Here is a 22,489-nt window from a genome sequence, read left to right on the forward strand (position 1 = left end):
AGTCGAGGGCCGGCCGGGCCCTCGTAGTCAGGGAGGGTGCGCGGGGCCGGGCGCCTCGCGGCTGCACCCAACTCGCAGGCTATCCGGATCGCGCTGCATTGCGAGGAGGGACCAAGGTCGTAGGCTGCGGAGCGCGGCTTCGGGGCGCCCGGACGGCAGCATGGTCGTCGGCTCGCGGATCAGCAGCGGCAACACATCGCAGGTCGGACAGATGCTTTTTTGTCCGCGCCGCACCATATCTTCGGAAGAAGGAGGTGAGGATCATGCGCATTCAACACTGGCAGGATGCTGCCAGCCTGTTGGTAGGCGCCTGGCTGGTCGCATCGCCGTTTGCACTGGGCTTTTCCGGGGCAGCTCTCTGGATCTCCATCGCGCTCGGATTGGGCGTCGTGCTGTTCGCCCTGGAGGCATTCATCATTCCGTCCTATCTGGAGGAATGGGGCGAGATGCTGATGGGGTTGGCTCTGGTGGTCGCACCCTGGACGTTCAACTACCAGCAGGGATCGGTCACGACGAGCAGCGTGCTCGCCGGGGTCGCGGTGATCGTGCTCGCGTGCTGGGAGCTGACGATGGATCGTGATTTCGCCACCTGGTGGCACGATCGCTGGCATCACCGAGCTGGCTGAGAGGAAGCTGACTGAGACGTTGGCCTGACCGCCAACCAAAGGCGGCCGGAGCGGGGATTTGCGTGGCGCGGGATCCCCTCTGCCGCCCGATGCAGGTTCTACAGAGACATCACGCCAGAGACGGCGGGTACGGGACGGATTCAGAAGCGTCGTCCCGCGCTCGCTGGACCGCAGCATGGCGCCAGGGTGAGAGCGGTTTCGACTGGCGTGGATAGCGGCTCGCGTAAGGAAAACGCGTCGAGACAAGCTTCTAGAGTCCCGTTCCGATCCCGTCGGAACGGAGCTCTAGTCGCCCGTCAGCATGGTGACTCCCTCACGATGCGGCTTTCGCCTCGATCTGCTCCCAAATTCTGGTCTTGCGTGTCTCGGGCATGATGAAGACGGCGATCACGAAGCACACCGCGGGAACGACAATCGGGTAGATCAACGCGTAGCCGATGCTGCCGGTCGCCGCGAAGGCGGCCGATGTGATGAACGGCACCAATCCGCCGCCCCAACCATTGCCGATATGATACGGCACCGAGACCGAGGTGTACCTGATCCTGGCCGGGAAAAACTCCGCCAGGAACGCGCCGACCGGCCCGTACACCATCCCGACATAGCAGACGAGGATGAAGATGATGAAGACGGCGACCGGATAGTTGATGTGTCCCGGCTGCGTGACCATGCCGAGCCACAGATACAGCGGATAGTAGGTGATCGCGGCAAGCAGCATTCCTCCGAGGATCACGGACTTGCGGCCGATCTGATCCGACAGCCAACCAAAGAAGATCAGGCTCGGCGTTGCGATCAACAATGCGGCCCCCACGATGTAGGCCGAGGTAACCGCATCGACCTTGGAGACCTGCTGCAGGAAGTACAGTGCCCAGAATTGACCACTGTACCAGACCACGCCCTGTCCAATCAGGACGACGATGGCGATCAGGATGTACTTGATGTTGGCGCTGAGGAAAGCTTCCCGCCAGGGATTCCTGGTCATCTGTCCCTGTGCCTTGATCTCCTGGAAAATCGGTGTCTCCTGGAGCTGCAGGCGGATGTAGATGGCGATGGCCACCAGCAGGAACGAGACCAGGAACGGGACGCGCCACGCCCATTCGTCAAAGGCCTGATTGCCGGCCCAGGTTCGGGTCAGAACGATCACCGCCAGCGACACCACGATCCCCAGCGTCGGCGAGGTTTGTAGCCAGCCCGTGTAGTAGCCGCGGCTGTCGTCCGGAACATGCTCGGCGACGTAAGTGATGGCGCCGCCATACTCGCCGCCCAGGCACAGACCCTGGATCATCCGCAAACCGAACAGAATGAATGCGGCCGTCAGGCCGATCGACTGATAAGTTGGGATCAGTCCGATCGCTCCCGTTCCTAGGCCCATTCCGCTCAGCGTAATGAGGAATGTATATTTGCGGCCGACCCGATCGCCCATCCATCCGAACAGGAAGGCCCCCAGCGGGCGGATCAGGAATCCCGCAGTGAACAGCGCGATCGTGCTCAGCAGGGCTGCGACAGGGTGGGATTGCTCAAAGAACTTGACCGAAAGAACCGCGGCCAGGCTGCCAAAAATATAAAAGTCGTACCATTCAATGATGTTTCCCACTGACGCAGCGACAATCACGCGGCGAAAATCGCTTGGTACTTGAATTGCCATGTGCTGCTCCTCTCAAAAGCAAACGCTACTCCTCGCGTTTTTCAGCGATCTATCCGCTCGCGGAGTGCGCGTGGTGCGCGGCGTTACAGGCGAGATTTGCGCGTTCGTCCGCAACGCCTGATCTCAGGGGAGTTGTGGCCACCTGAGAGGAGCTCCAGCGGCCTTCAAGTGCCGCGAGCCGTCACTGCCTCATCCCCGTCTCTTTGGGAGCGGAGGCATCGGAACAGTCTATTCCTAATGTGATCGGTATCTTAGTGAGACTTTCGGCTCGATCGATTTGACGCAGGCGGCAGCCGTGGCCCGGCGCGAGCTAGGCAAGGCGCGACGATCCAGGTACCCGGGCGTTGCCGGTCCGTATTCTGCATCCGTTCCGCTAGTCGGGTGACGGGGCCATCCGCTAGCCTGCCGCCCGGCAGGGATCGCAAGCGGAATGGCGGAGCAGGGCACGACGCCGGGCGGCAAACGCGGCTACGCGGGGACGTGGCCGCCGCGCACGGCTGCGCCGGTCGGCGGCTTTCTCCCGGCGCGCGCCGGCATCTGGAAGCCTCTCGTCGAGACAGTGCGGCAATGGGCGCGCGCGGAGGCGGGGGCGGGCCGCCTGTTGCCCTGGGTGCCGGTGGCGTTCGGCACCGGCATCGCGTTCTATTTCGCGGCCGAGCACGAGCCGGTGCTGTCGGTCGCGGCCACCGTCGCAATCCTGCTCTGCCTGCTGGCGCTGCTGCTGCGGCGGCGCAGCGTGTTTCCCGTTATCGTGATGCTGGCCGCGGTCGCCGCGGGCCTTGCGACGGCGACCTGGAAGACGGCGCGCGTCGCTCACACGGTGCTGGCGCGACCGATGTTCTCGGTGGCGCTGACCGGCTTCGTCGAGACGCGCGACATCCGCGAGTTTCGATGGAGAGCCCGCGCGACATGACGAAGCTCAATCGGGTCCGGCTCTCGGTGAAGAAGGGCACCGCGCCCGATGTCGGCAGCTTCGTTGAGTTGAAGGCGCGGCTGTTGCCGCCGCTCGGGCCGCAGCGCCCGGGCTCCTATGATTTCGGCCGTGACCTGTATTTCCAGGGCATCGGCGCCTCCGGCTTCGTGATGGGCGCCGTCAAGACCAGGGAGCCGCCTGCGACCGGCGGCTTTGCGCTGCGCTACGCCGCCTTCATGCAGGGCCTGCGCGACGCCATCGACGCGCGGATTCGCACCACGCTCGACGGCGACCAGCGCGCGATCGCAACCGCCTTGCTCACCGGCCGGCGCGATGCGATCTCGACGCCGGTCAACGATGCGATGTTCATCTCGGGGCTCGGCCATGTGCTGTCGATCTCCGGCTACCACATGGCCGTGGTCGCCGGCGTCGTGTTCTTCGCGGTGCGCGCGCTGCTCGCGCTGTTTCCGGCGCTGACGGCGGGGCATCCGATCAAGAAATGGGCCGCGGCGGCCGCGCTGGTCGCCGCGGCGTTCTATCTGTTGCTGTCGGGCGCGGAGGTCGCGACGCAACGGTCGTTCTTCATGACCGCCGTGGTGCTGCTCGCCGTGATCGTCGACCGCCGCGCGATCACCTTCCGGACGCTGGCGGTGGCGGCGCTGATCGTGCTCGCGATCGCGCCGGAGGCGCTGGTGCATCCCAGTTTCCAGATGTCGTTCGCCGCGACGCTCGGGCTGGTGGCGCTGGTGCAGATCGGGCTGCCGAACCTGCTGGCGTCGCCCGACCATTCGGCGACCGCGCGCGTCGCGCTGTGGGGCGGGCGCGAGCTCACGATGCCTGATGCTGGCCTCGCTGGTGGCGGGGCTGGCGACGACGCCCTATGCCGCATTCCATTTCCACCGCGTGACGCCCTACGGGCTGCTTGCGAACCTTGCGGCGATGCCTGTCGTCTCGGCGGTCGTGATGCCGGCCGGCCTGCTCGGGCTCGTCGCCATGCCGGTCGGCTTCGACGGACTGTTCTGGGCGATCATGGGTCTTGGCATCGACTGGATGATCCTGGTGACGCAATGGGTCGCCGCACTCCCGGGCGCGGTCGGCCGCATGGCGGCGTTCGGCATCGGGCCGCTGATCGCAGCGAGCGCCGGCATCATCCTGCTCGGGCTGCTGCGCACGCCGCTGCGCTGGTCAGGCGCGGTGCTGCTGCTGGTGGCCTCGGTCTGGGCGCTCAGGGTGCCGCAGCCGGACGTGCTGATCTCGGGCGACGGCCGCAACGTCGCGGTGCGTGGCGGTGACGGGTGGCTGCATCTGATGCACAGCGCCAAGGATGCATTTTTGGTCAAGGAGTGGCTGGCGGCGGACGCCGACGCGCGCACCGCCACCGATGCGTCGCTCGGCGAGGGCGTCTCGTGCGATGCCGGCGGCTGCGTGACCCAGGGACCCGGCGGCGTCTTCGTCGCGCTGGCGACCCGGCCGGAGGCGCTGGCGGACGACTGCGAGCGCGCAGCCCTGATCGTGACGGCGCGGCCGGCGCCGCAGGGCTGCGCGGCATCGGTGATCGATGCCGAGCGGCTGCGCCGCCACGGCGCGCTGGTGCTGCGAAGGATCAGGGACGGCTACGCCGTCGATGCGGTCAAGCCCGGCGGGATCGACCGGCCGTGGTCGCCGGCAGTTCCCGGCGACGGCGAGAGCGAAACGACGCTGCGCGCGCCCGCCGCCGCGCCGCGGCCTGCGGTGGATGCGACGCCGGCCGAGACCGATCTGCAGGGCGATGATTAGCCGTGGTCCGGCGAGGGGCCGCTCGGCAGCTCGAACAGGCCGAGATGGTATTCGTCGGAGTCGGGGCCGGCGTCGGGCTTCTTGACGAGGGTGAAGGAAGCCTCGGGAAATTGCTCCCAGACTTTCAGGTCGTCGGCCGTTACCGTCAGCCAACCGAACCGGAACATGTAGCGGCCCGGTTCCGTGACGCGTCCAGCCTTTTGCCATGTGACCTTATCGACCACCGCGCACGTCCTCCGTGCCCGATGATGCGCCAAGGCGCCGGCCGACGCAAATCTCCTTCTGCGCCCCGGAAGCGGGAGTCCGGGGTCGCCCGAAATTGCTTAGGTCATCCGCCGCCGAACAGCTCATTCCGCGGCGACGATGCGCTCAACCCAAAAACAGCGTTGCGAATGCGGAGGGCCGCCGCTCCACAACCTTCGGCTTCTGCTCGACCGGCGGATGCAGCGCCGGCAATTGCAGCACGCTAACGCGCTGTCCCTCGACCAGCTGGGTCACCAGCACATGGCTGCCGTCGGGGAATTCGACCGCGTCATGATGCCGATCAGGCACGTCGGGCTCGACTTCGTTGAACACGCCGACGCGATAGTTCAGCGTCTTGGTCCAGATCCAGCGGCTGTCGTAGCGAACGTTCTCGGCGAAAGCGAGCTCGGTGCCCGGCAGCATGCAGACCGCGACAGTGGGGTCATTCTCCGAAGCAAAGCCGCGGGTCGACGTGCCGCGGAACGTCGTCGTGATCAGCGTCTCTCCGACAATGGCGGGGCGCGATGCCACGGCGTGCAGACTATAGTCACACATCGGATGGCTCCTCATTTCGAGGTAGCGACCCGTGCCTCTCCTTGAGGCATTAGGGCCTCTACCAGAGTGGACGATAGCGAACGAGCGTCTGCTCGTTTCTGGGCGATTGTACGACTGGTCCGAGATCGCTCCGATCACAAACACGCGACGCTGCGCGAGAGGTATCGGAGCGCATCGGGCAGGCCGTACGCTACACTATCATGCAAGGAACGATCCGACGTGTTGCTCGTTCCCGGCCGCCGCAAGTATTTGCAATTCAGTATTTGCGATAAAGGCCGATCAGCTTGCCCTGGATGCGGACCCGGTTCGGCGGCAGGATGCGCACTTCATAGGCGGTGTTGGCCGGCTCGAGCGCGATCGATGCGCCGCGGCGGCGGAAGCGCTTCAGGGTGGCTTCCTCCTCGTCGATCAGCGCCACCACGATGTCGCCGGTATTGGCGACGTCGTTGCGCTGGATCAGCGCCATGTCGCCGTCGAGGATGCCGGCATCGACCATCGAGTCGCCGCGCACCTCGAGCGCATAGTGCTCGCCGGCACCGAGCATGTCGGGCGGCACGCTGATGGTGTGGCTGCGGGTCTGCAGCGCCTCGATCGGCGTACCGGCGGCGATCCGGCCCATCACGGGGACCGCGACCGGACGGTTGCCGTCGTCCTCGGCAATCGGCGGCGTGCTGGCGCGCCGGCCGAGGGTGCCTTCGATGACGCTGGGCGTGAAGCCGCGGCGGCCGTTGCCGCCGCCGGCCGAGAGTTCGGGCAGCTTGATGACCTCGATGGCGCGGGCGCGGTTCGGCAGGCGGCGGATGAAGCCGCGCTCCTCCAGCGCAGTGATCAGGCGGTGGATACCGGACTTCGAGCGCAGGTCGAGCGCATCCTTCATCTCGTCGAAGGAGGGCGGTACGCCGGCCTCTTTCAGACGTTCATTGATGAAACGCAGTAGTTCGTACTGTTTGCGCGTGAGCATCTCGAGTATTCCCCCGGTTGATAGCGTCGTTCGATTCCGAGACTCTTCTGGTGGGGCCTGCAGGCCGGGCCTGACCTCAGGAGCATGTGCTCGATGCACCTGCTTCCACGCGGCTTCCCGATTGTAGACACCAGTACTCGAAACAAATCATGAACGGACACTATATGTTCGATATGTGTTCCGCAACCACTTAATTTCCGGTGAACGTGTCGGGCAACGCACAATCGGCGGGGCGCGAAAACCCTATTCGGGCAGTGTCAGGATCTCGCATTCGCTGCCTTCGACGGCCGCCGCCGCGAACGGCGGGCGCACGAGAAGTGCCCGTGCCGCAGCGAGATTCCCGAGCAGCGACGAGTCCTGCTGCGTCACCGGCGTTGCGATCAGCGTGCCGTCCTCGCGCGCTTCGAGACGCGCACGCAGATAGTCCTCGCGCTGGTCGTTGGCTGCGAGGTCGCGGCCGAGCAGGGCGCTCGCGCGGCGATGATGAATCACTTTCCGGCCGCTCAGCGCCCGAATCAACGGCACCAGGAACAGGAAGGCGCAGACATAGGACGACACCGGATTGCCGGGCAGACCGATCACCCGCATCGCGCCGAGCCGGCCATGCATCATCGGCTTGCCGGGCCGCATCGCAATCCGCCAGAACGCCATCTCGACGCCCTCGGCTTCCAGCGACCGCTTGACGAGATCGTGGTCGCCGACCGAGGCGCCGCCTGTCGTGATGAGGACATCGGCGCCGGCCTCGCGTGCCCGGCGGATGCCCGCCGTGGTCGCCTCTACCGTGTCGGCGGCAACGCCGAGGTCGACGGTCTCGGCGCCTTCGGCGCGCGCCAGCGCTCGCAGCGCGTAGCCGTTGGAATAGACGATCTGGCCGGGACCGGGCTGCGAGCCCGGCATCACCAGCTCGTCGCCGGTCGCCAGCACCGCGACCTTCGGGCGGCGGCGCACCGCAAGTTCCGGATAGTTCATGGCGGCCGCCAGCGACAGCGCGCGGTCGGACAGGCGGCTGCCGCCGGCGAGCAGCACCTCGCCCTCACGGAAGTCGACCCCAGCCGGGCGGATGTGCCGCCCGACGCTGGCGGCCTCCGTGATCGTGATGTGGTCGCCGTCGACGGCGGTGTCCTCCTGGATGATCACCGCGTCGGCGCCATTGGGGATCACGCCGCCGGTGAAGATCCGCACCGCCTCGCCGGCGCCGACCGTCCGCTCGAACGGCCGGCCGGCGGCGACTTCGCCGATCACCTTGAGCCGGGCCTTTAGATCAGCCGCATCGGCGGCGCGCACCGCATAGCCGTCCATCGCCGACATCGGCTGCGGCGGCTGGGTGCGGAGCGCCGCGAGGTCGTGCGCAAGCGTGCGGTGGTAGGCGGCATCGAGCGCGACCATCTCCTCCGGCAGCGGTTCGGCGCCGGCGAGGACGGCGGACAGGGCATCGGCAACCGGCATCAGGGCCACGCTCAGAGCTCCTCAATTCTTAATGTTCAAATTCCAAGTGCGGTCAAAGCCCTTGCCACGTCATCCGTCGACGTCACGTGGATAGCATGAAGGCCGCGCGCCCGCGCACCTTCGATATTGGCGGCCAGGTCGTCGAAGAACAGGATCCGCGACGCCGGCACGCCGATGGCTTTTACCACATGATCGTAGGCCTCGGCGTCGGGTTTGCGGAAGCCGATGCTCGAGGACAGGAAGACGTTGCGGAAATGGCTGAGCAGCTCGGCATGGGTGACCGAGAAATGCGCGACATGGGCCGGATTGGTGTTGGAGAAGGCGTAGAGCGGCATCCGCTTGGCGGCCGCCGCGAGCAGCGGGGCGATGCCCGGCATCTCGCCGGTGAAGATCGCGTTCCAGCCTTCGAGGAACTGGGCGTCCGTGATGTTGATGCCGAGCGTCCGGCGCAGATTCTCGAAGAATGCCGCGTCGTCGATCCGGCCGATCTCATGATGCTTGAAACTGTCGTCGACGACAAAGCGCGTGGCGAGCTCGGCGGGCGCACAGCCGGCATGCTGCGCCCAGTGCGCCATCACCTTGTCAAAGTTGATGTCGAGCACGACGCGGCCGATATCGAACAGCAGCACGTCGACGGAGTTGGGAGAGAATTGCGAGGTCATTGCGTGAAACCGTGTACGAGAATTGCGGGCAGGCGGCAATGTCCTCGATTTCAGTGACCGGTGTGTGGATTGTGCGTGGCGTTGCATTCATCGCGAGACTGTTCCCGCGCACACCGTCGTCCCGGCGAAGGCCGGGACCCATAACCACAGGGTTGGGTTGTTGAGAGGAAGCTGTGGCCCCAGCGTCGCGCAACAATTGAGATTTGGGGTAATGGCTCCCGGCCTTCGCCGGGACGACGGCGGGTGTCGTCGCTTGTGCGTCAAACATCCGCATTCTCGCGACATGATCTGTCCGAGCCTTGCTCTTTTCACCCTATATTTTTGCTGCGGGGCTTGGCTTGCCGCGTCGGGCAACTCAGTGGCACGCACGCACGAGCTTTCAGCGCACCAAGCGACTTGATGCTTGCCGCGGCCTGACGCCCGCGGTGGCTTGGTGCCCGCCGGACGTAGCTCTCACAGCCTGGACAGTGCCAAGCCGAGGTAACCGATCAGCGCACCGGTGCTGAGAATGATGACGACGAGCGCCTGTTCCGAGCGTGCTTGCAAGGTTTTCCGGGTCACGGCGTTGGACGCTCCGTCTTCGAGATCATGCGGTCCAACGAACAGCATCAATTTCCGTTCCGGTCCTTCCCCCGGGAACCTTCACGACCTGCCGAGTGACGCGACGAATGCGGAACAGGAATGCGGGTCGGCCGCCTATGAGGGCGGTGCGATCCCCGGAACGGGGAAAGCGCGGCACATCTCGACGCTGTTCGACCTCAGTCGCTTGACGACCGCTGCATCTCCCTTCGACCGGAGGGATTCCGCAGTGAGTTCGGCGATCAGGCGCATTTCGGGCTCGCCCATGCCGCGCGTGGTCGCCGCCGGCGTCCCGAGGCGGATGCCGCTCGGCCTGAGCGGCGGCCGCGGATCGTCGGGAATGATCTGCTTGTTTGCGGTGATCCCGACGGCGTCGAGAATGTTCTCGGCCGCGCCGCCGTCCAGGCCGACGCTGGCCACCGTATCCACAACCATCATGTGATTGTCGGTTCCGCCGGTGATCAACGTCATGCCGCGTTCCATCAACGCTTCGGCCAGGACCTTCGCGTTGCGCATGACCAGTCTTGCATAGGCCTGAAAATCGGACGTCGATGCCTTCTTCAGCGTGACCGCGGTTCCGGCCACAACGTTCATGTGCGGACCTCCCTGCAGTCCCGGAAACACCGACGCGTCGATCTTGCCGGCGAACTCCCGGCGACAGAGAACGATGCCGCCGCGCGGCCCGCGAAGCGTCTTGTGCGATGTCGTCGTCATCACGTCGAAACCCGCATCGAGCGGATTGCGCAAGGCGTTGCCGGCGATCAGGCCGCCGTAATGGCTGACGTCGGCCATGGTCAGCGCACCCACCTCATCGGCAATGCTCTTGAAGGACGCATAATCCAGATCGCGCGGATAAGAGCTGTAGCCGCACAGCACCAGCTTCGGACGGACGTGCCGGGCCATGGCGCGGAGCTCATCGAAATCGATGGCGCCGCCGTTTGACGGCTGCGTCTTGTAGCGGGCGAAGTTGAAGAGCCGCCCCATGTGCGACACCGGCGCGCCATGGGTGAGATGGCCGCCGTGTGACAGGTCCATCGCCAAGATCGTATCGCCGGGCTGCAGCAGGCCGAGATACACGGCCTGGTTCATTGGCGACCCGGACAGAGGCTGAACGTTGGCATGTTCGGCGCGAAACAGCGCGCAAGCGCGCTGTCGGGCAAGGTTCTCTATCTGGTCGGTAAATTCCTGGCCGCCGTAATAGCGGCGTCCCGGATAGCCCTCGGAATACTTGTTGGTGAACACCGATCCGAGCAGCTCGAGCACCTCGGGATAGGTGTAGTTCTCCGACGGAATCAGCTCGACGCCGTCTTGCTGGCGGCGCTCTTCGCCCTCGAGCGCAAGGGCAACTTCCGAATCGTTGAGATGGAGTTCATTGCGGAATGACGGCATGGTCCGGGCTCCCTAAGACGCTGGATCATCAGCTGAACGGGTTGCCCAGGCGAACGGCGTTGGAACCCTTCGCGCTTCACCGTGGTCAATTCCACGTAAGCTCGCCAGTCGCGCGAGGGACGAATGAGCCTGCGAGGCTCATCGCGAGCAGAAGGCTATCCAATCCCCGGCGGGCTCGCAAGGGTTGGTTGCTGGCGCCGCCGCGGGCCCAGCGTTGGGCGAGATCGAACATCTGGCGACAGCCACGGCAATGGCGACCAAACCGAGGGACGTCCGGCTTACCCAATGAACCGATGTCCCGATGATCAATGCCGTCTTCGGCTGAGGGCCAACAAGGTGCATGACCATCCGTCACTTGCGGCCCGTCAGGCTTGCGGGGTGGCTGACCGTGTGGCTGTGGCACCCGCGAATCTATTCCTTGACGAAGATATGAGACTTTATCTTCCACTGCCCGTCGGGTTGGCGTTCAAGCAGTCTCACGGTGCTGCCAGAAATTGGCGCCGCCTTCTCATTTACTACTAGCGTGGCCGTGAAATGCGAGGTGGTGTAGGCGTAGTTTCCCATGGGCAACACATCGAGCAGCTCAACCTTGTGATCTCTGACGCTTCTTCCCCGCCCGGCAAAGAAATTACGGATTGCCAAAGGGCCGGTGACTGGCTGCGCACCAGGCGGCATCAATCGGGCGTCAGCGGCATACAACGGTAACAGGGCATCGAAGTCTGCGTTGTTGATGGCGGCATCCCATTTGGCAGCCGCCGAGGAAAGTTCGTCGGCAGGTGGGGCTGCCCCTGCGGGACTGACGCAAGTACAAGTAAAGATCAACAACAGGGTGCATGAAAGAAGAGAAGGGCGGCTCATCTTTGCCTCCTTTAGCTGAGATGCTTAGCGCGGGAGCGCATTCGCAAACGCTATAGCCGAGGCAAGCAGAACCACTAGTCCAGAAAGTGGACTGGATATCCTCAATTGGCTGAGACTCGATCTGCGGCCGCCGGCGCCTCATCGGCATATTTGCTGCGTGGGAACCAAGCCCGCATGCTGTTCACAAGATGCCTGGGACCGTCGATCTCGATTTTGCCGAGCTCACACGCCCGTAGCAGCGGCATCTCGTCTACGAAAATCTGCACGAGCGTCAGCAGACTCGCATAGAGGCTGATATCGACCTTGAAGCCGGGGTCATCCCAGCAAAGATCGGCTTCCTCCTTCTTCACAACAAACCACCAGCGCTTTGGCCGAGCGTCCGCAATCTCGATGTACAGAACGAAGTCGCATGGAATGTGCCTTAGATCGAACGAACGGCGCATATTCCACATGAGCCGGCCCGCGTGAAGTTCGTTGGGTGTGAGCTGGCTGCGAGCCCATTTGTGGCCCCAATAGCCCATTGCATCGATAATTGGCTTGGCTTCCCTGGCTGCCTGGGTTGGATGGTACTCCCAATGCCCGTTATCGCCTGATCTGCGTGAGATTAGCCCGGCTTCTTCTAGCGTTTGCAGGCGCTTGGAGAGGAGGGTCGGCGACATCTGCGGGATGCCGCGGCGAAGCTGGTTGAAGTGGTGGGACCCCAGCAACAGTTCGCGGAGCAGGAGCGGGGTCCACCGCTCCGTGAGAATTTCCGCAGCTTTGGCTACGGGGCAAAATGATCCATAGCCTTTCATGACGAGAACTTTAGCATCACGAGGGCTACCAAGGTAGTCCAGGTTCTGAACTATGTCCCAGACGAGCCAGCATCGAGGCTGTCCTGGAGGTCTGTTACGCGATTTTCTCGAGACTCGGCCATTCGACGATGCCGGCTCGATGTTCGGTTTGCCCGAAGGCAGATGCGGCCCGATTTGCCAGTACGCGGCCTGGCTGGTGCCACCGCGGGCTCAGCGTTCGCCGAGATCGATCTGCGTGAGGATGCCTTGCCGCAGCGCGAGGCGGACCAACTCGATATCGGTGCCGACGCCGAGCTTGTCCTTGATCAGGGAATGCAGGTTCGCGACCGTCTTGGGGCTGAGGTGCAGCGCCTCGGCGATCTCCTCGGTGGAGTTTTCCGCGAGCAGCATCCGCAGCACCTCGAATTCCCGCGCGGTCAGGAGGTCGGCCGCCTTGGTCTCGCCGGCAAGGTGGCTGAGCGCGAGCTCGTGGTCGATATCCGGGCTGATCGCGATCTTGCCCGACAGCGCATCCATCACGGCGTGCACCAGCGTCTCCGGCGGGCTGGTCTTGGTGACATAGCCGCTCGCGCCGGCGCGGATCGCCTGCACGGCAAAGGCCGCGTTCTGGTGCATGGTGAACACCAGGATTTTTGCGCGCCTGTCCCACTGCCGGAGGCGGCGGATGGCCTCGATGCCGCCGATGCCGGGCATCGACAGGTCCATGATGACGAGGTCGGGCCCGGTCTCCTTGTAGAGGCGGTAGGCCTCGACGCCGTCGGAGGCTTCGGCGACGACGCAGAGGCCCGGCTGCTTCTGCAGCATCGCCCGGTAGCCCTCCCGGACGACGGCGTGGTCGTCGACCAGCATGATGGTGCGCGCCGCGTGGCTCATGCCGCGCGCTCCACCGGTGCGGCCTCTCGGCTGGCCGCGACGGGAACGATGACGCGGAGCGAGGAGCCGCTGGGCTGTCCGGTCTCGAAGCTGAGCCCCCCGCCCAGCGCGGCGACCCGTTCGCGCATGCCGAGCAGGCCGAGGCCGGACCTGAGCTGGGGATCGCCTTTGGGATCGGGATCGCCGGGCTGGCCGTCATCCTCGATCGCGAGCACGATCGCGCTGTCGCCGCCGCCGGGCGCCGCCTCGCGCATCTCGAGCCGCAGCATCACGCGCGTGGCGCCGGCATGCTTGGCGGCGTTGGTGAGCGCCTCCTGCACGATGCGGTAGAGATTGGCGCTGACGGAGGCGGCGAGGTGCTCGAACGATCCCGATATGGCGATCTCGAACCGCGGCTGTCCGCGGCTGCGGCCGTTCCAGCCGGCGACCAGGCCCTCGAGGCTGGCCGCAAGTCCGAGTTCGTCGACATCGGGCGGGCGGAGCCGGAAGAGGGCGCCGCGCAACGTCTCCATCATGTCGGTCGCGGTCCGCGCGATGCCGTCGCATTCGGCGAGCAAAGGCGGGCAATCCGCGGCGGCGGTCTGGCGCGCCGAGGCGGCCAGCGCGCGGATGGCGGCCAGCGACTGCCCGAACTCGTCATGCAGCTCGCGCGCAAGGTGGCGGCGCTCCTCGTCCTGCACCAGGATCAGTTTCTGCGTCAGCGCGTTGCGGTCGGAAAGCGCGGCGGCGAGGCGCTCGGCGAGCTGATTGAAGACGTCACCGATCGCCGACAGTTCGGCGAGATCGAACGGCGGCAGGCGCGCGGCGAGGTCGCCTGCGGCGATCCGCTCGAGCCCGTCGCGGATCTGCCGCGTCGGACGCAGCGCGCGCGCCAGCGCCGCATAGACCAAAGCGCAGAGCAACGGCAGCGCGATCATGAACACCGCCATCAGCCGGCCGGCATCGTGCCAGGCCTCGGCGGTCGGCACCGCCGGATCAATCCAGGCCACCGCTTCGCCGATGGCATTGCCGCGCGAAACCACCTGCCGCACCGCCTCGCGGCCGGGATCGAACAGGCGGCGATAGAGCGCCGCGAAGGCCAGCGGCGGCGCGGCCGTGTCAGTCTGCGCGCCGCCGCAGAAGCGCTGGCTGATCTCGCCGCTATTGCTGCGAAAGGCGAGGCACAATCCCGGCGTCATGACCGAGGCGGCAACGCTGTCGAGATCGGGAAATTCGGAACGCGCATTGTTCAGCCACTGGATCTTGCTCTGCTGCAGCTCCAGCGTCTTGGCGGCGATATCGGCAACGGCCGCGATCCGCCCGCGCACCGAGCGGTCGGCCTCGATCAGGAAATAGCCGGAGATGACGGCAAAGCAGAGCGTCGAGACGATCGCCACGCGCAACGTCAGCCGCAGTTTCAGATCGCTTCCGGACCAATTCCACATTGGCGTATCCTCAGAGATCGCAGACGGGCTTCGGCGCGCCATCGCGGGCAGGGCCGTCAGGCACATTAAACGGCAGAACGGAGGCGTCGAGAAGCGCTGCCATAGCCGTTCTTCGGGCGCGGACCATCGTCGTGAAAATTTCCCGGCACCCGGCGGGAGGCACTCCGCTGCGGCGCGGAGGCCAGTTGGCCCAGGATGCGACCGACCCGCCCGCACCAGCACCTGAAAGGCCCAGACCATGCGTCAGTCCCGTCTTGTCTTGCTCGCCCTCGCGTTGATCGGCCTTCTGGCCGGACCTTGTCCGCTGCGCGCCGAAACCGGCGTGGTGGCGGCATCTCAGCTTGGCGTCAGCATCGACGATTTCAGCTATGTCGACACCTCGGGCGAGATCATTGATCAGACTGCCGCGCACCAGAAACGGCTCGACACGTTCATGCGCGCGCTGCGCGCCGACGTCGCCGCGGAGCCGCGCTATCGCCTGGTGCCAGCAGCGGCGTCCGCAGGCGAGGCCCGGATCAAGGTGGTCGGCGGCGTGCAGAAGATGAGCACGCTGGTGCAGTGGGCCAAGGTGGCGGTCATCGATGTTGAAGGGAGCCGCGTGCTGTACGAAAAGCTCTACACGTTTCGCGGCGACAATGACGAGGCATGGGACCATGCGCGGATGTTCGTGTCGCGCGAGGTGCGCGGCGTCCTCGCGGCCGTGTTGCCGCCGGCACAGACCGCCACGGCTGCGCCGATCGGGCTTGCGGTGTTCGAATTCGAGCTTGAGGACGCCTCCGCGGCGCCGGCATCCGGCCTTGCCGACGCCGATGCAGCCTATCTCACCGATGTCACGAAGAGCGTGCGTGACCGGCTTGCGCAGTCGGGCCGCTACCGCTTGGTCGATACCGGCGGCGCGACCGCCGAGCCCGTCAAGGCGCGCGCGCTGCGCGACTGCGACGGTTGCGAGGCGGCGATCGCGCAACAACTCGGCGCCGATCAATCGCTGATCGGCGTGATCAGGCGGGTCAGCCGGACCGAATACACGATCGGCTTCCAGCTGCGCGACGCCCGCAGCGGCGCGGTCGTCTCACGCGGCGACAGCGGCCTGCGGATGGGCGCCGATTATTCCTGGACCCGTGGCGCGGTCCGCCTGGTCGGCGATCGCCTGCTCGAAGGTGGGGCGCAGCGCTAGGGATGCTTCGCGGCTGCGGCTGCAACTCTGGCAGGCGGACCATAGCAAAGTGCGATAGCTGCTAGACACACCGTCGTCTGGCTCCGGGCTCATGCGTGCGCTATCACCGCCGCCCGATCACCGCACAGGAGCCGCCGATGCGTTTGCCCGCCATCTTCTTCGCCCTCACGCTCGCCGCAAGCCCGGCGGCGGCCGAGGAGCTGTCGGGCACGCTGCAGAAGATCAAGGAGACGAAGAAGGTCACGCTCGGCTTTCAGGAGGCTTCCGTTCCCTTCAGCTATCTCGACGACAATCAGCGGCCGATCGGCTTTGCGCTCGACATCTGCCTGAAGATCGTCGATGCCGTGAAGAAGGAGCTCGGCGTATCCGACATCGCCGTCGACTACCTCCCGGTGACCTCGTCGAACCGCATTCCCCTGATGGTCAACGGCACGATCGATTTGCATTGCTCGGCGACCACCAACAGCGCGGACCGCCAGAAGCAGGTGACCTTCACCAACACGCATTTCCTCAGCGCGACACGCTTTGCCGCCAAGAAATCCGCTAGGATCAACACGATTGACGATCTCAAGGGGAAGTCCGTCACCGCCGTTGCGGGCTCGGTGAACCTCACGCAGCTCATCAAGGTCAACACCGAACGCAAGCTCGGCATCAACGTCCTCCCCGCAAAGGACCAGGCCGAGGCGTTCTTGATGCTAGAAACCGATCGCGCCCAGGCCTACGCGCTCGACGACGTCCAGCTTGCGGTTGCGATCGCGCGGTCGAAGCAGCCTTCGCTCTACATGATCAGCGATGAGGCGTTCTCGAAGGCAGAGCCGTTCGGCATCATGCTGCGCAGGGACGACACCCCGTTCAAGGCGCTCGCCGACCGCGCCACGGCGGATCTCTACAAGAGCCCCGAGATCGAGGTCATGTACAGGAAATGGCTGGAAGCGCCGACCCCGCCGAAAGACATCAATTACAACGTGCCGATGTCGCCGGCGTTGCGCCACGCGTTCGCCAATCCGAGCTCGAGCTTCGATCCCGACGTGTACGAGGTCGGCAAGTAGCGTCATTTGCGGGCGCGTCCGCGCAAATCGATTGTGTTCTCGGAAGCCGCTGCGCCGAGCAGCAGTCCGGGTGCAGCTCCAATGATTTGCGGCCCCAGCGTGACGGCTGGGGCCGCAGGAGGTGGTGTGTGCCTCTGGGGCAATGAATCAGAGGACAGCCACTGAACCGCACACCGATGACAATGTTCCAACCGGCTGCGGCCGGCCGTGCCATGCTGCCATGCAGACTGAGAAGCTTGCAGACCGCGCCACGACCGTACCATCATGACGTCGGCCGGTCCGAATCGAATGCGGGCCTGGTGGACGTCTCCAGCGTCGGCCTTCGGCCCCAAAGGGTGCCGGGGTCACATTTCTGCTTGCAGCTGATTTTTTTCGCTATGCCGATTGTTCTGCGGAGCCGACATTGAACCACGACGCATTGGCCAAGCTCACCGTCACCATCATTGTCCTGGTCGCGTTGCTGATATGGCGCGTTGCCGACCAGAAGAAGTCGATTGAATGCGGAGCAAATTGTCCGACCGACCTCTCCGCGAGCCGGAAGGCCGCTCAATAATATCTGAGCGACTCGATCCCGGTTCACGGCCGCCTGGTCAGCATGGCGCGCAGCCTAGCGCTTTGCGGGTGGGCCGCTCTTATTGCCGGGCTGTCCCTTGATGTTCGACGGATCCTGTTCCTGGACATGCAGGTTCTGCGAGTTCGAACCGACCGTGCCTTGCTTGGCGGGCGGCCCGCTCTTGTTGCCCGGCGCGCCGGCGATTCCGGTTCCGGAACTTTGAGCGCTCGGGGACGTCGTGGCGTTTGGGGAACCGGCGGCCGTGTCGGGGCGCCCCGGAGGCGTTGCGGCCGCGCCGGGCCTGTCCTGATCGCCGACATAGCCGGATTCACCGGAGTTGCGGGTCTTGGCACCCTTGTCGGCCTCGTTTTGCAGGTTCTGGGCAACCGCGTGTTGCGCCAGTATCGGGCCGGTTGCCATGGCGCCGGCGATGAGCAGTGCGATTGTGCGGGTTCTCATGAGTGTCCCTCCTCGGGTTACCGGGGACAACACGCATCGCGATCATCATTTCCTGTGCGCGCGAAAAATCGCCGCCGCGAACCTGGCGCGATCCGTTCGAGTGGCCAATTGCGGCCGCCGGCGCGCCTCTATCGGCCATCGCGCGGTGCGTATATCGTCCGCGCCAAACACAAGATCGGTCCCGCACGCCGGGTAACGACGCCTAATGAGGAAGCGATGTCCGACATGCTGCTGTTTTCGCCAATGACCATCCGCGGCGTCACGCTGAAGAACCGCATCGTGGTGCCGCCGATGCACCAATATTCCGCCGAGAAGGGCTTTCCGACCGACTGGCATCTGATGAATGCCGGCAAGTTCGCCGCCGGCGGCGCCGGTCTCGTGATCGTCGAATCGACCAAGGTCGAGCGGCGCGGCTGCGGCACGATCGGCGATCTCGGCATTTGGGACGACAAGTTCATCGCGCCGCTCAGCCGCCTCGTCGGCTTCATCAAGCAGCAGAATGCGGTCGCCGGCATCCAGCTCGGCCATTCCGGCCGCAAGGCGCGCGCAAGCCGCCCCTGGGAGGGGGATCGTCCGCTCGAACGCACCGCCGAGATCGAGGACTGGGATGCCTGGACGCCGGTGGCGCCGAGCGCGATCGCCCATAGCAAGCGCTGGCCGGTGCCGCGCGCGCTGGATACGCACGAGGTGAAGGACCTCGTCGCAGCCTGGGGGCAGGCGGCACGGCGCGCCCATGCGGCAGGGTTCGAGGTGCTGGAACTGCACGGCGCCCATGGCTATCTCGTGCACGAATTCCTCTCCGGGCGCTCCAACCAGCGCAGCGACGAATATGGCGGCTCCGAAGCCAACCGGATGCGCTTCCTGATCGAGGTCACCGAGGCGGTGCGGGCGCACTGGCCGGATCACAAGCCGCTGTTCGTGCGGCTGTCGGTCGAGGACAACGCCGGCTGGGGCCCGGAGCAGAGCGCCCGGCTCGCTAGGATCCTGAAAGCGAAGGGCGTCGATGTGATCGACTGCTCATCGGGCGGAATCAGCGAGATGGCGCCGATCCTGGGCAGGGAGATCAAATACAACTATCAGGTGCCGCTCGCGGAATATGTCCGCACCCATGCCGATATCATGACCATGGCGGTCGGCCTGATCATCCACGGGGACCAGGCCGAACAAATCCTGCGTGATAAACAAGCAGATTTGATCGCGGTCGGCCGGGAAATCCTCAATAACCCGAACTGGCCGATGGACGCCGCGCTCAAGCTCGGCGTCGAGGGGCCGTTCCGCAATGTTCCTCCGCAGTTCGGCTACTGGCTGGGCACGCGGGCCAAGCGCGGATTCGGCACCCAGCCGTCGACCTGGCAGAACGGGTTGCAGGAGACTGGGCCAGAGGCCGACGAAAGGCTGACAGGGGGCTGACAAGAGGCCGATCCGGGCACCGTGACAGGACCGTAATGGTCCGGTGACAGGGCGGCCTTGATCCGACCAAAAAGCCGTTGTGTGGTGCCCCGCGTCGGGGTGGGGCCGAATGTTGCGAAACGTTGCCGGCCGTTAGCGAAGGGATCACGGATAATGCGCAAACATGTTGGCTTCTTGCTCGGGACGGTCGCGGGCGCGTGTCTCACCCTGCTCGTGGCCTCGCCGCAGGGCGCGCATCTGTTCGCCGTCGCCAACGCCGCCGCGCATTCCGACAACAGCAACACCTATTCGCAGCTCAACCTGTTCGGCGAGGTGTTCGAGAAGGTCAAGACCGACTACGTCGAGAAGCCCGAGGACTCCAAGCTCGTCGAGGGCGCGATCAACGGCATGATCTCCTCGCTCGATCCGCACTCCCGCTACATGAACGAGAAGGGCTGGGCGGAGATGCAGGAGACCACGCATGGCGAGTTCGGCGGGCTCGGCATCGAGGTCACCATGGAGGACGGCTTCGTCAAGGTGGTGGCGCCGATCGACGACACGCCGGCCTCGCGCGCCGGCATCATGTCGGGCGACGTGATCACGTCGATCGACGACGACCAGATCCAGGGCATGACGCTCGACCAGGCCGTCAACAAGATGAAGGGCGCGCCCAACAGCTCGATCCGGCTGAAGATCATCCGCAAGGACGCCGACAAGCCGATCGAGGTCTCGATTACGCGCGAGATCATCCGCGTCCGTCCGGTCAAGTATCACGTCGAGGGCGGCGACATCGGCTATATCAGGATCACCTCGTTCAACGAGCAGACCACCGAAGGTCTGCGCAAGGCGATCGGCGAAATCCAGAAGCAGATCCCGCAGGACAAGCTCGCCGGCTACGTCGTCGACCTCCGCAACAATCCCGGCGGCCTGCTCGACCAGGCGGTCTCGGTGACCTCGACCCTGATGCAGCGCGGCGAGGTGGTCTCGACCCGCGGCCGCAATCCCGAGGAAACCCAGCGCTTCACCGCGCATGGCGGCGACATGACCAAGGGCAAGCCGCTCGTCGTCTTGATCAACGGCGGCTCGGCCTCGGCCTCCGAGATCGTCGCCGGCGCGCTGCATGACCACAAGCGCGCGACCCTGATCGGCACCCGCTCGTTCGGCAAGGGCTCGGTGCAGACCATCATTCCGCTCGGCACCGGCAATGGCGCGCTGGCGCTGACCACGGCGCGCTATTTCACGCCGTCGGGCCATTCGATCCAGGCACTCGGCATCAAGCCCGACATCGAGGTGCTGCAAGACGTGCCGGACGAGTTCAAGACCCGCTCGGAGATCAAGGGCGAGGCCTCGATGCGTGGCCATCTCTCCGCCGAGGGCGCCGAGCAGACCGGCTCGCAATCCTACGTGCCACCGGATGAGAAGAACGACAAGGCGCTGGCCGCGGCGTTCAACCAGCTGCGCGGCGTCACCGTCAACGCCGACGCCAAGAACGCCGACACCAAGGCCGCGCAGAAGCGGCCGGTGCCGAACTAGAACCTGTAGCCCGGATGGCTCCATCCGGGCTACGCAGCTGCCAAAATATCGAAAACAACCCCATGCAAAGGAGTCGGCGGCTGCCGGCGTTCGACACGGCAACTGTCCGTAGCGGGTGAAGATGTCGTGTTTTTGTAGCTCGTGATCTGTCGCCTTCGTTTCTGATTTGCAGGGGAGCCGGAAGGCGGGGACGGCTTTCCCTGATTGATCATGCCACGGCTGTTGTGGCGGTTTTAGCCCTGTGGGTGAGTTTCTTTGTTCGACTTGAAGCCCGTTTCTCCGTCCCGACCCGCGCTTTCTCGACGGCGGCGCGCGCAGGAGCGGTCAAGGACGCGCGCTTGCGCGCCCGCCAGGGCTTGTCCTTGACGGCTCCGAGCACACCGCCAGGCTGAAGCGCGTCGGGGCTGATCTGCTGTCCGTCAGGCGCAAACCTCGCCAATCGATGCGGTCCAAGGAACACGCTGACGGTGCCATCGGGATACTCATGTAGCCGCACCAAGGCCTTGACGAAGTGAGGTCTGAGCCGGCTCTGCGGCAGCTGCAGCCGCCGACCGTTCCATGCAACGGTATTGTCGTTGGCGACGGTTCGCTCCTCGATCACGCACAGCGCCTCGCGCCAGGCCTCATGCCGGTCGGCTACGAATGCCGAGCCTTCCTGTTCGGGCTTGATCGCAAACGCGGCGTTGTGCCCGGGGATGTAATGCGCCTTCAGCCACGCGTTGGCAGCCTCAACCGTCGTGATCCCGGCAAGCCGCAGCTCCTTCGGCAGCCGATCCTGCAAGGTGCCGAATACCCGCTCGGAGCGCCCGCGCGCCTGCGGCGAATAGGCTGCGATATGCTCGATCCCAAGATGCGACAAAGCCCGTCCCACCTGGGTTTGTTGCGTCTTCGAGATCTTCTCGCCAGCTTTTGGGGTCAGGAAATAATGGCTGCCGCGGTCGGTGTAGAGCGCGCAGAACAGGCCATGCTCGCCAATCACTTCGCGCAAGGCCTGGAAGGTCGAGGCCGTTCCTTCTTCCTCGACCAGCACCATCGAGTAGATCTCGCTCGTCGCATCGTCCATCGTGACGATCAGGTCCCTCGCGGGCAGGCCTTCGATCCAAACGTGGCGCGATCCGTCCTGGTGCAGCAGCATGCCCCGAAGCGGCCGCCGCGGCCGCTTCTTGCGGTGCGCCGAACGCTTCGGAGCCTTCCGCACCAGCCCTGCCGCGTGCAGCGCCAGCTTCGTCACCGTATAGCCCAGCACATAGTCGTGCCGCTTTTGCATCTGCTCGTGGAAGTGCTTCACCGTGAAGTCCGCGTACTTGTCCCGGTACAGCGCAAGCATCCGTTCCAGCTCCTCCTCCGGCGCCCGCCGTGGCGAACGACGCCCCAGCCGGCGGTCGACAAGCCCGTCGTCGCCCTCCGCCTCATAGCGCTCCGCCCAGCGTTGAAACGTCCGAACACTGATCCCAAGAACCTCCGAAGCTGCCTCCTGCGTCAGTTCCTTCGCCTCCGTCCGATCCAGCAAATCTGAAAACCGCATCCGTCGTACACCCTCGTGAATGGATGCCGTGCCCATCGTGCCCCCCTTGTTCCGGAGCACCGAAAA

At 65.1% G+C, this 22,489-nt stretch carries 18 protein-coding genes, 2 pseudogenes and 1 riboswitch; of the genes and pseudogenes, 6 read left to right on the forward strand and 14 right to left on the reverse strand.

Annotated features, from left to right (window positions below; translation table 11 throughout):
* Nucleotides 1–263 precede the first annotated feature (263 nt).
* A complete protein-coding gene (locus J2R78_RS35425; protein WP_225647504.1) occupies nt 264–626 on the forward strand; it encodes an SPW repeat protein in 363 nt (120 codons plus the stop codon).
* Between the two features lie 313 nt (nt 627–939).
* Here the strand turns inward: J2R78_RS35425 and J2R78_RS35430 are convergent, their stop codons facing one another.
* The gene (locus J2R78_RS35430; protein ID WP_253608488.1) at nt 940–2,268 is read right to left on the reverse strand and encodes an MFS transporter; all 1,329 of its coding nucleotides are present in this window, start codon (nt 2,266–2,268) and stop codon (nt 940–942) included.
* Between the two features lie 430 nt (nt 2,269–2,698).
* Between J2R78_RS35430 and J2R78_RS35435 the strand changes: the two are divergent.
* A pseudogene (locus J2R78_RS35435) lies at nt 2,699–4,957 on the forward strand (ComEC/Rec2 family competence protein).
* On the opposite strand, the gene J2R78_RS35440 reads toward J2R78_RS35435, so the two are convergent.
* The 11 genes from J2R78_RS35440 to J2R78_RS35490 form a co-directional block, all read right to left on the reverse strand.
* Nucleotides 4,954–5,181: a hypothetical protein gene (locus J2R78_RS35440; protein WP_229193503.1), complete on the reverse strand. Its 228-nt coding sequence runs from the start codon at nt 5,179–5,181 to the stop codon at nt 4,954–4,956. The pseudogene J2R78_RS35435 and the gene J2R78_RS35440 sit on opposite strands and share 4 nt — an antisense overlap.
* Nucleotides 5,182–5,326: 145 nt before the next feature.
* Nucleotides 5,327–5,755 (reverse strand): hypothetical protein, encoded by a 429-nt coding sequence (locus J2R78_RS35445; RefSeq protein WP_026192810.1) that lies wholly within the window; start codon nt 5,753–5,755, stop codon nt 5,327–5,329.
* 256 nt (nt 5,756–6,011) lie between these two features.
* Nucleotides 6,012–6,716 (reverse strand): transcriptional repressor LexA, encoded by a 705-nt coding sequence (lexA, locus tag J2R78_RS35450; protein ID WP_016841600.1) that lies wholly within the window; start codon nt 6,714–6,716, stop codon nt 6,012–6,014.
* 243 nt (nt 6,717–6,959) lie between these two features.
* Nucleotides 6,960–8,171 carry a gephyrin-like molybdotransferase Glp gene (glp, locus tag J2R78_RS35455; RefSeq protein WP_253608489.1) on the reverse strand — a complete coding sequence of 404 codons (1,212 nt, stop codon included), beginning with the start codon at nt 8,169–8,171 and terminating at the stop codon, nt 6,960–6,962.
* A 26-nt stretch (nt 8,172–8,197) separates the two neighbouring features.
* The gene (locus J2R78_RS35460) at nt 8,198–8,824 is read right to left on the reverse strand and encodes an HAD family phosphatase (RefSeq protein ID WP_229162852.1); all 627 of its coding nucleotides are present in this window, start codon (nt 8,822–8,824) and stop codon (nt 8,198–8,200) included.
* Nucleotides 8,825–9,277: 453 nt separating this feature from the next.
* Nucleotides 9,278–9,433 (reverse strand): hypothetical protein, encoded by a 156-nt coding sequence (locus tag J2R78_RS35465; RefSeq protein ID WP_168855882.1) that lies wholly within the window; start codon nt 9,431–9,433, stop codon nt 9,278–9,280.
* Nucleotides 9,434–9,520: 87 nt separating this feature from the next.
* On the reverse strand, nt 9,521–10,792 hold the full coding sequence (gene glyA, locus J2R78_RS35470) for a serine hydroxymethyltransferase (protein ID WP_253608490.1): 1,272 nt from the start codon (nt 10,790–10,792) through the stop codon (nt 9,521–9,523).
* Between the two features lie 36 nt (nt 10,793–10,828).
* Nucleotides 10,829–10,914, reverse strand: a riboswitch (ZMP/ZTP riboswitch).
* A 289-nt stretch (nt 10,915–11,203) separates the two neighbouring features.
* A complete protein-coding gene (locus J2R78_RS35475) occupies nt 11,204–11,650 on the reverse strand; it encodes a DUF4440 domain-containing protein (protein ID WP_028334032.1) in 447 nt (148 codons plus the stop codon).
* Between the two features lie 101 nt (nt 11,651–11,751).
* Complete coding sequence (locus J2R78_RS35480) at nt 11,752–12,444, reverse strand: helix-turn-helix domain-containing protein (RefSeq protein WP_253608491.1); 693 nt, start codon at nt 12,442–12,444, stop codon at nt 11,752–11,754.
* A 210-nt stretch (nt 12,445–12,654) separates the two neighbouring features.
* Nucleotides 12,655–13,317, reverse strand: a complete 663-nt coding sequence (locus tag J2R78_RS35485) for a response regulator transcription factor (RefSeq protein WP_253608492.1) — start codon at nt 13,315–13,317, stop codon at nt 12,655–12,657.
* Nucleotides 13,314–14,741 (reverse strand): sensor histidine kinase, encoded by a 1,428-nt coding sequence (locus J2R78_RS35490; protein ID WP_253608493.1) that lies wholly within the window; start codon nt 14,739–14,741, stop codon nt 13,314–13,316. The genes J2R78_RS35485 and J2R78_RS35490 overlap by 4 nt, the downstream gene beginning before the upstream one ends.
* A 238-nt stretch (nt 14,742–14,979) precedes the next feature.
* On the opposite strand from J2R78_RS35490, the gene J2R78_RS35495 reads away from it, so the two are divergent.
* Both J2R78_RS35495 and J2R78_RS35500 read left to right on the forward strand, forming a co-directional pair.
* Nucleotides 14,980–15,915: a DUF3280 domain-containing protein gene (locus J2R78_RS35495; protein WP_253608494.1), complete on the forward strand. Its 936-nt coding sequence runs from the start codon at nt 14,980–14,982 to the stop codon at nt 15,913–15,915.
* Nucleotides 15,916–16,052: 137 nt separating this feature from the next.
* A complete protein-coding gene (locus J2R78_RS35500; RefSeq protein WP_253608495.1) occupies nt 16,053–16,964 on the forward strand; it encodes an amino acid ABC transporter substrate-binding protein in 912 nt (303 codons plus the stop codon).
* A gap of 607 nt (nt 16,965–17,571) precedes the next feature.
* On the opposite strand, the pseudogene J2R78_RS35505 reads toward J2R78_RS35500, so the two are convergent.
* Nucleotides 17,572–17,757: pseudogene (locus tag J2R78_RS35505) on the reverse strand (hypothetical protein); the annotation flags it as partial.
* Between the two features lie 435 nt (nt 17,758–18,192).
* Here J2R78_RS35505 and J2R78_RS35510 point away from each other — a divergent pair.
* Both J2R78_RS35510 and J2R78_RS35515 read left to right on the forward strand, forming a co-directional pair.
* Nucleotides 18,193–19,386: an NADH:flavin oxidoreductase/NADH oxidase gene (locus tag J2R78_RS35510; RefSeq protein ID WP_253608496.1), complete on the forward strand. Its 1,194-nt coding sequence runs from the start codon at nt 18,193–18,195 to the stop codon at nt 19,384–19,386.
* A 153-nt stretch (nt 19,387–19,539) separates the two neighbouring features.
* Nucleotides 19,540–20,898 carry a S41 family peptidase gene (locus tag J2R78_RS35515; protein ID WP_253608497.1) on the forward strand — a complete coding sequence of 453 codons (1,359 nt, stop codon included), beginning with the start codon at nt 19,540–19,542 and terminating at the stop codon, nt 20,896–20,898.
* 208 nt (nt 20,899–21,106) lie between these two features.
* Here the strand turns inward: J2R78_RS35515 and J2R78_RS35520 are convergent, their stop codons facing one another.
* Nucleotides 21,107–22,423 (reverse strand): ISNCY family transposase, encoded by a 1,317-nt coding sequence (locus J2R78_RS35520; RefSeq protein ID WP_253608498.1) that lies wholly within the window; start codon nt 22,421–22,423, stop codon nt 21,107–21,109.
* Between the last annotated feature and the right edge of the window lie 66 nt (nt 22,424–22,489).

Source organism: Bradyrhizobium sp. USDA 4538, assembly GCF_024171045.1.
Taxonomy (GTDB): domain Bacteria; phylum Pseudomonadota; class Alphaproteobacteria; order Rhizobiales; family Xanthobacteraceae; genus Bradyrhizobium; species Bradyrhizobium australafricanum.

What these genes read in the sequence shown, in the direction of transcription:
- J2R78_RS35510 (WP_253608496.1), top strand. Translation starts at nt 18,193, where the DNA reads ATGTCCGACATGCTGCTGTTTTCGCCAATGACCATCCGCGGCGTCACG.
- J2R78_RS35475 (WP_028334032.1), bottom strand. Translation starts at nt 11,650, where the DNA reads ATGAGCCGCCCTTCTCTTCTTTCATGCACCCTGTTGTTGATCTTTACT.
- J2R78_RS35445 (WP_026192810.1), bottom strand. Translation starts at nt 5,755, where the DNA reads ATGTGTGACTATAGTCTGCACGCCGTGGCATCGCGCCCCGCCATTGTC.
- J2R78_RS35515 (WP_253608497.1), top strand. Translation starts at nt 19,540, where the DNA reads ATGCGCAAACATGTTGGCTTCTTGCTCGGGACGGTCGCGGGCGCGTGT.
- J2R78_RS35430 (WP_253608488.1), bottom strand. Translation starts at nt 2,268, where the DNA reads ATGGCAATTCAAGTACCAAGCGATTTTCGCCGCGTGATTGTCGCTGCG.
- J2R78_RS35500 (WP_253608495.1), top strand. Translation starts at nt 16,053, where the DNA reads ATGCGTTTGCCCGCCATCTTCTTCGCCCTCACGCTCGCCGCAAGCCCG.
- J2R78_RS35465 (WP_168855882.1), bottom strand. Translation starts at nt 9,433, where the DNA reads ATGCTGTTCGTTGGACCGCATGATCTCGAAGACGGAGCGTCCAACGCC.
- J2R78_RS35520 (WP_253608498.1), bottom strand. Translation starts at nt 22,423, where the DNA reads ATGCGGTTTTCAGATTTGCTGGATCGGACGGAGGCGAAGGAACTGACG.
- J2R78_RS35460 (WP_229162852.1), bottom strand. Translation starts at nt 8,824, where the DNA reads ATGACCTCGCAATTCTCTCCCAACTCCGTCGACGTGCTGCTGTTCGAT.
- lexA (WP_016841600.1), bottom strand. Translation starts at nt 6,716, where the DNA reads ATGCTCACGCGCAAACAGTACGAACTACTGCGTTTCATCAATGAACGT.
- J2R78_RS35480 (WP_253608491.1), bottom strand. Translation starts at nt 12,444, where the DNA reads ATGAAAGGCTATGGATCATTTTGCCCCGTAGCCAAAGCTGCGGAAATT.
- J2R78_RS35485 (WP_253608492.1), bottom strand. Translation starts at nt 13,317, where the DNA reads ATGAGCCACGCGGCGCGCACCATCATGCTGGTCGACGACCACGCCGTC.
- J2R78_RS35490 (WP_253608493.1), bottom strand. Translation starts at nt 14,741, where the DNA reads ATGTGGAATTGGTCCGGAAGCGATCTGAAACTGCGGCTGACGTTGCGC.
- glyA (WP_253608490.1), bottom strand. Translation starts at nt 10,792, where the DNA reads ATGCCGTCATTCCGCAATGAACTCCATCTCAACGATTCGGAAGTTGCC.
- J2R78_RS35425 (WP_225647504.1), top strand. Translation starts at nt 264, where the DNA reads ATGCGCATTCAACACTGGCAGGATGCTGCCAGCCTGTTGGTAGGCGCC.
- J2R78_RS35495 (WP_253608494.1), top strand. Translation starts at nt 14,980, where the DNA reads ATGCGTCAGTCCCGTCTTGTCTTGCTCGCCCTCGCGTTGATCGGCCTT.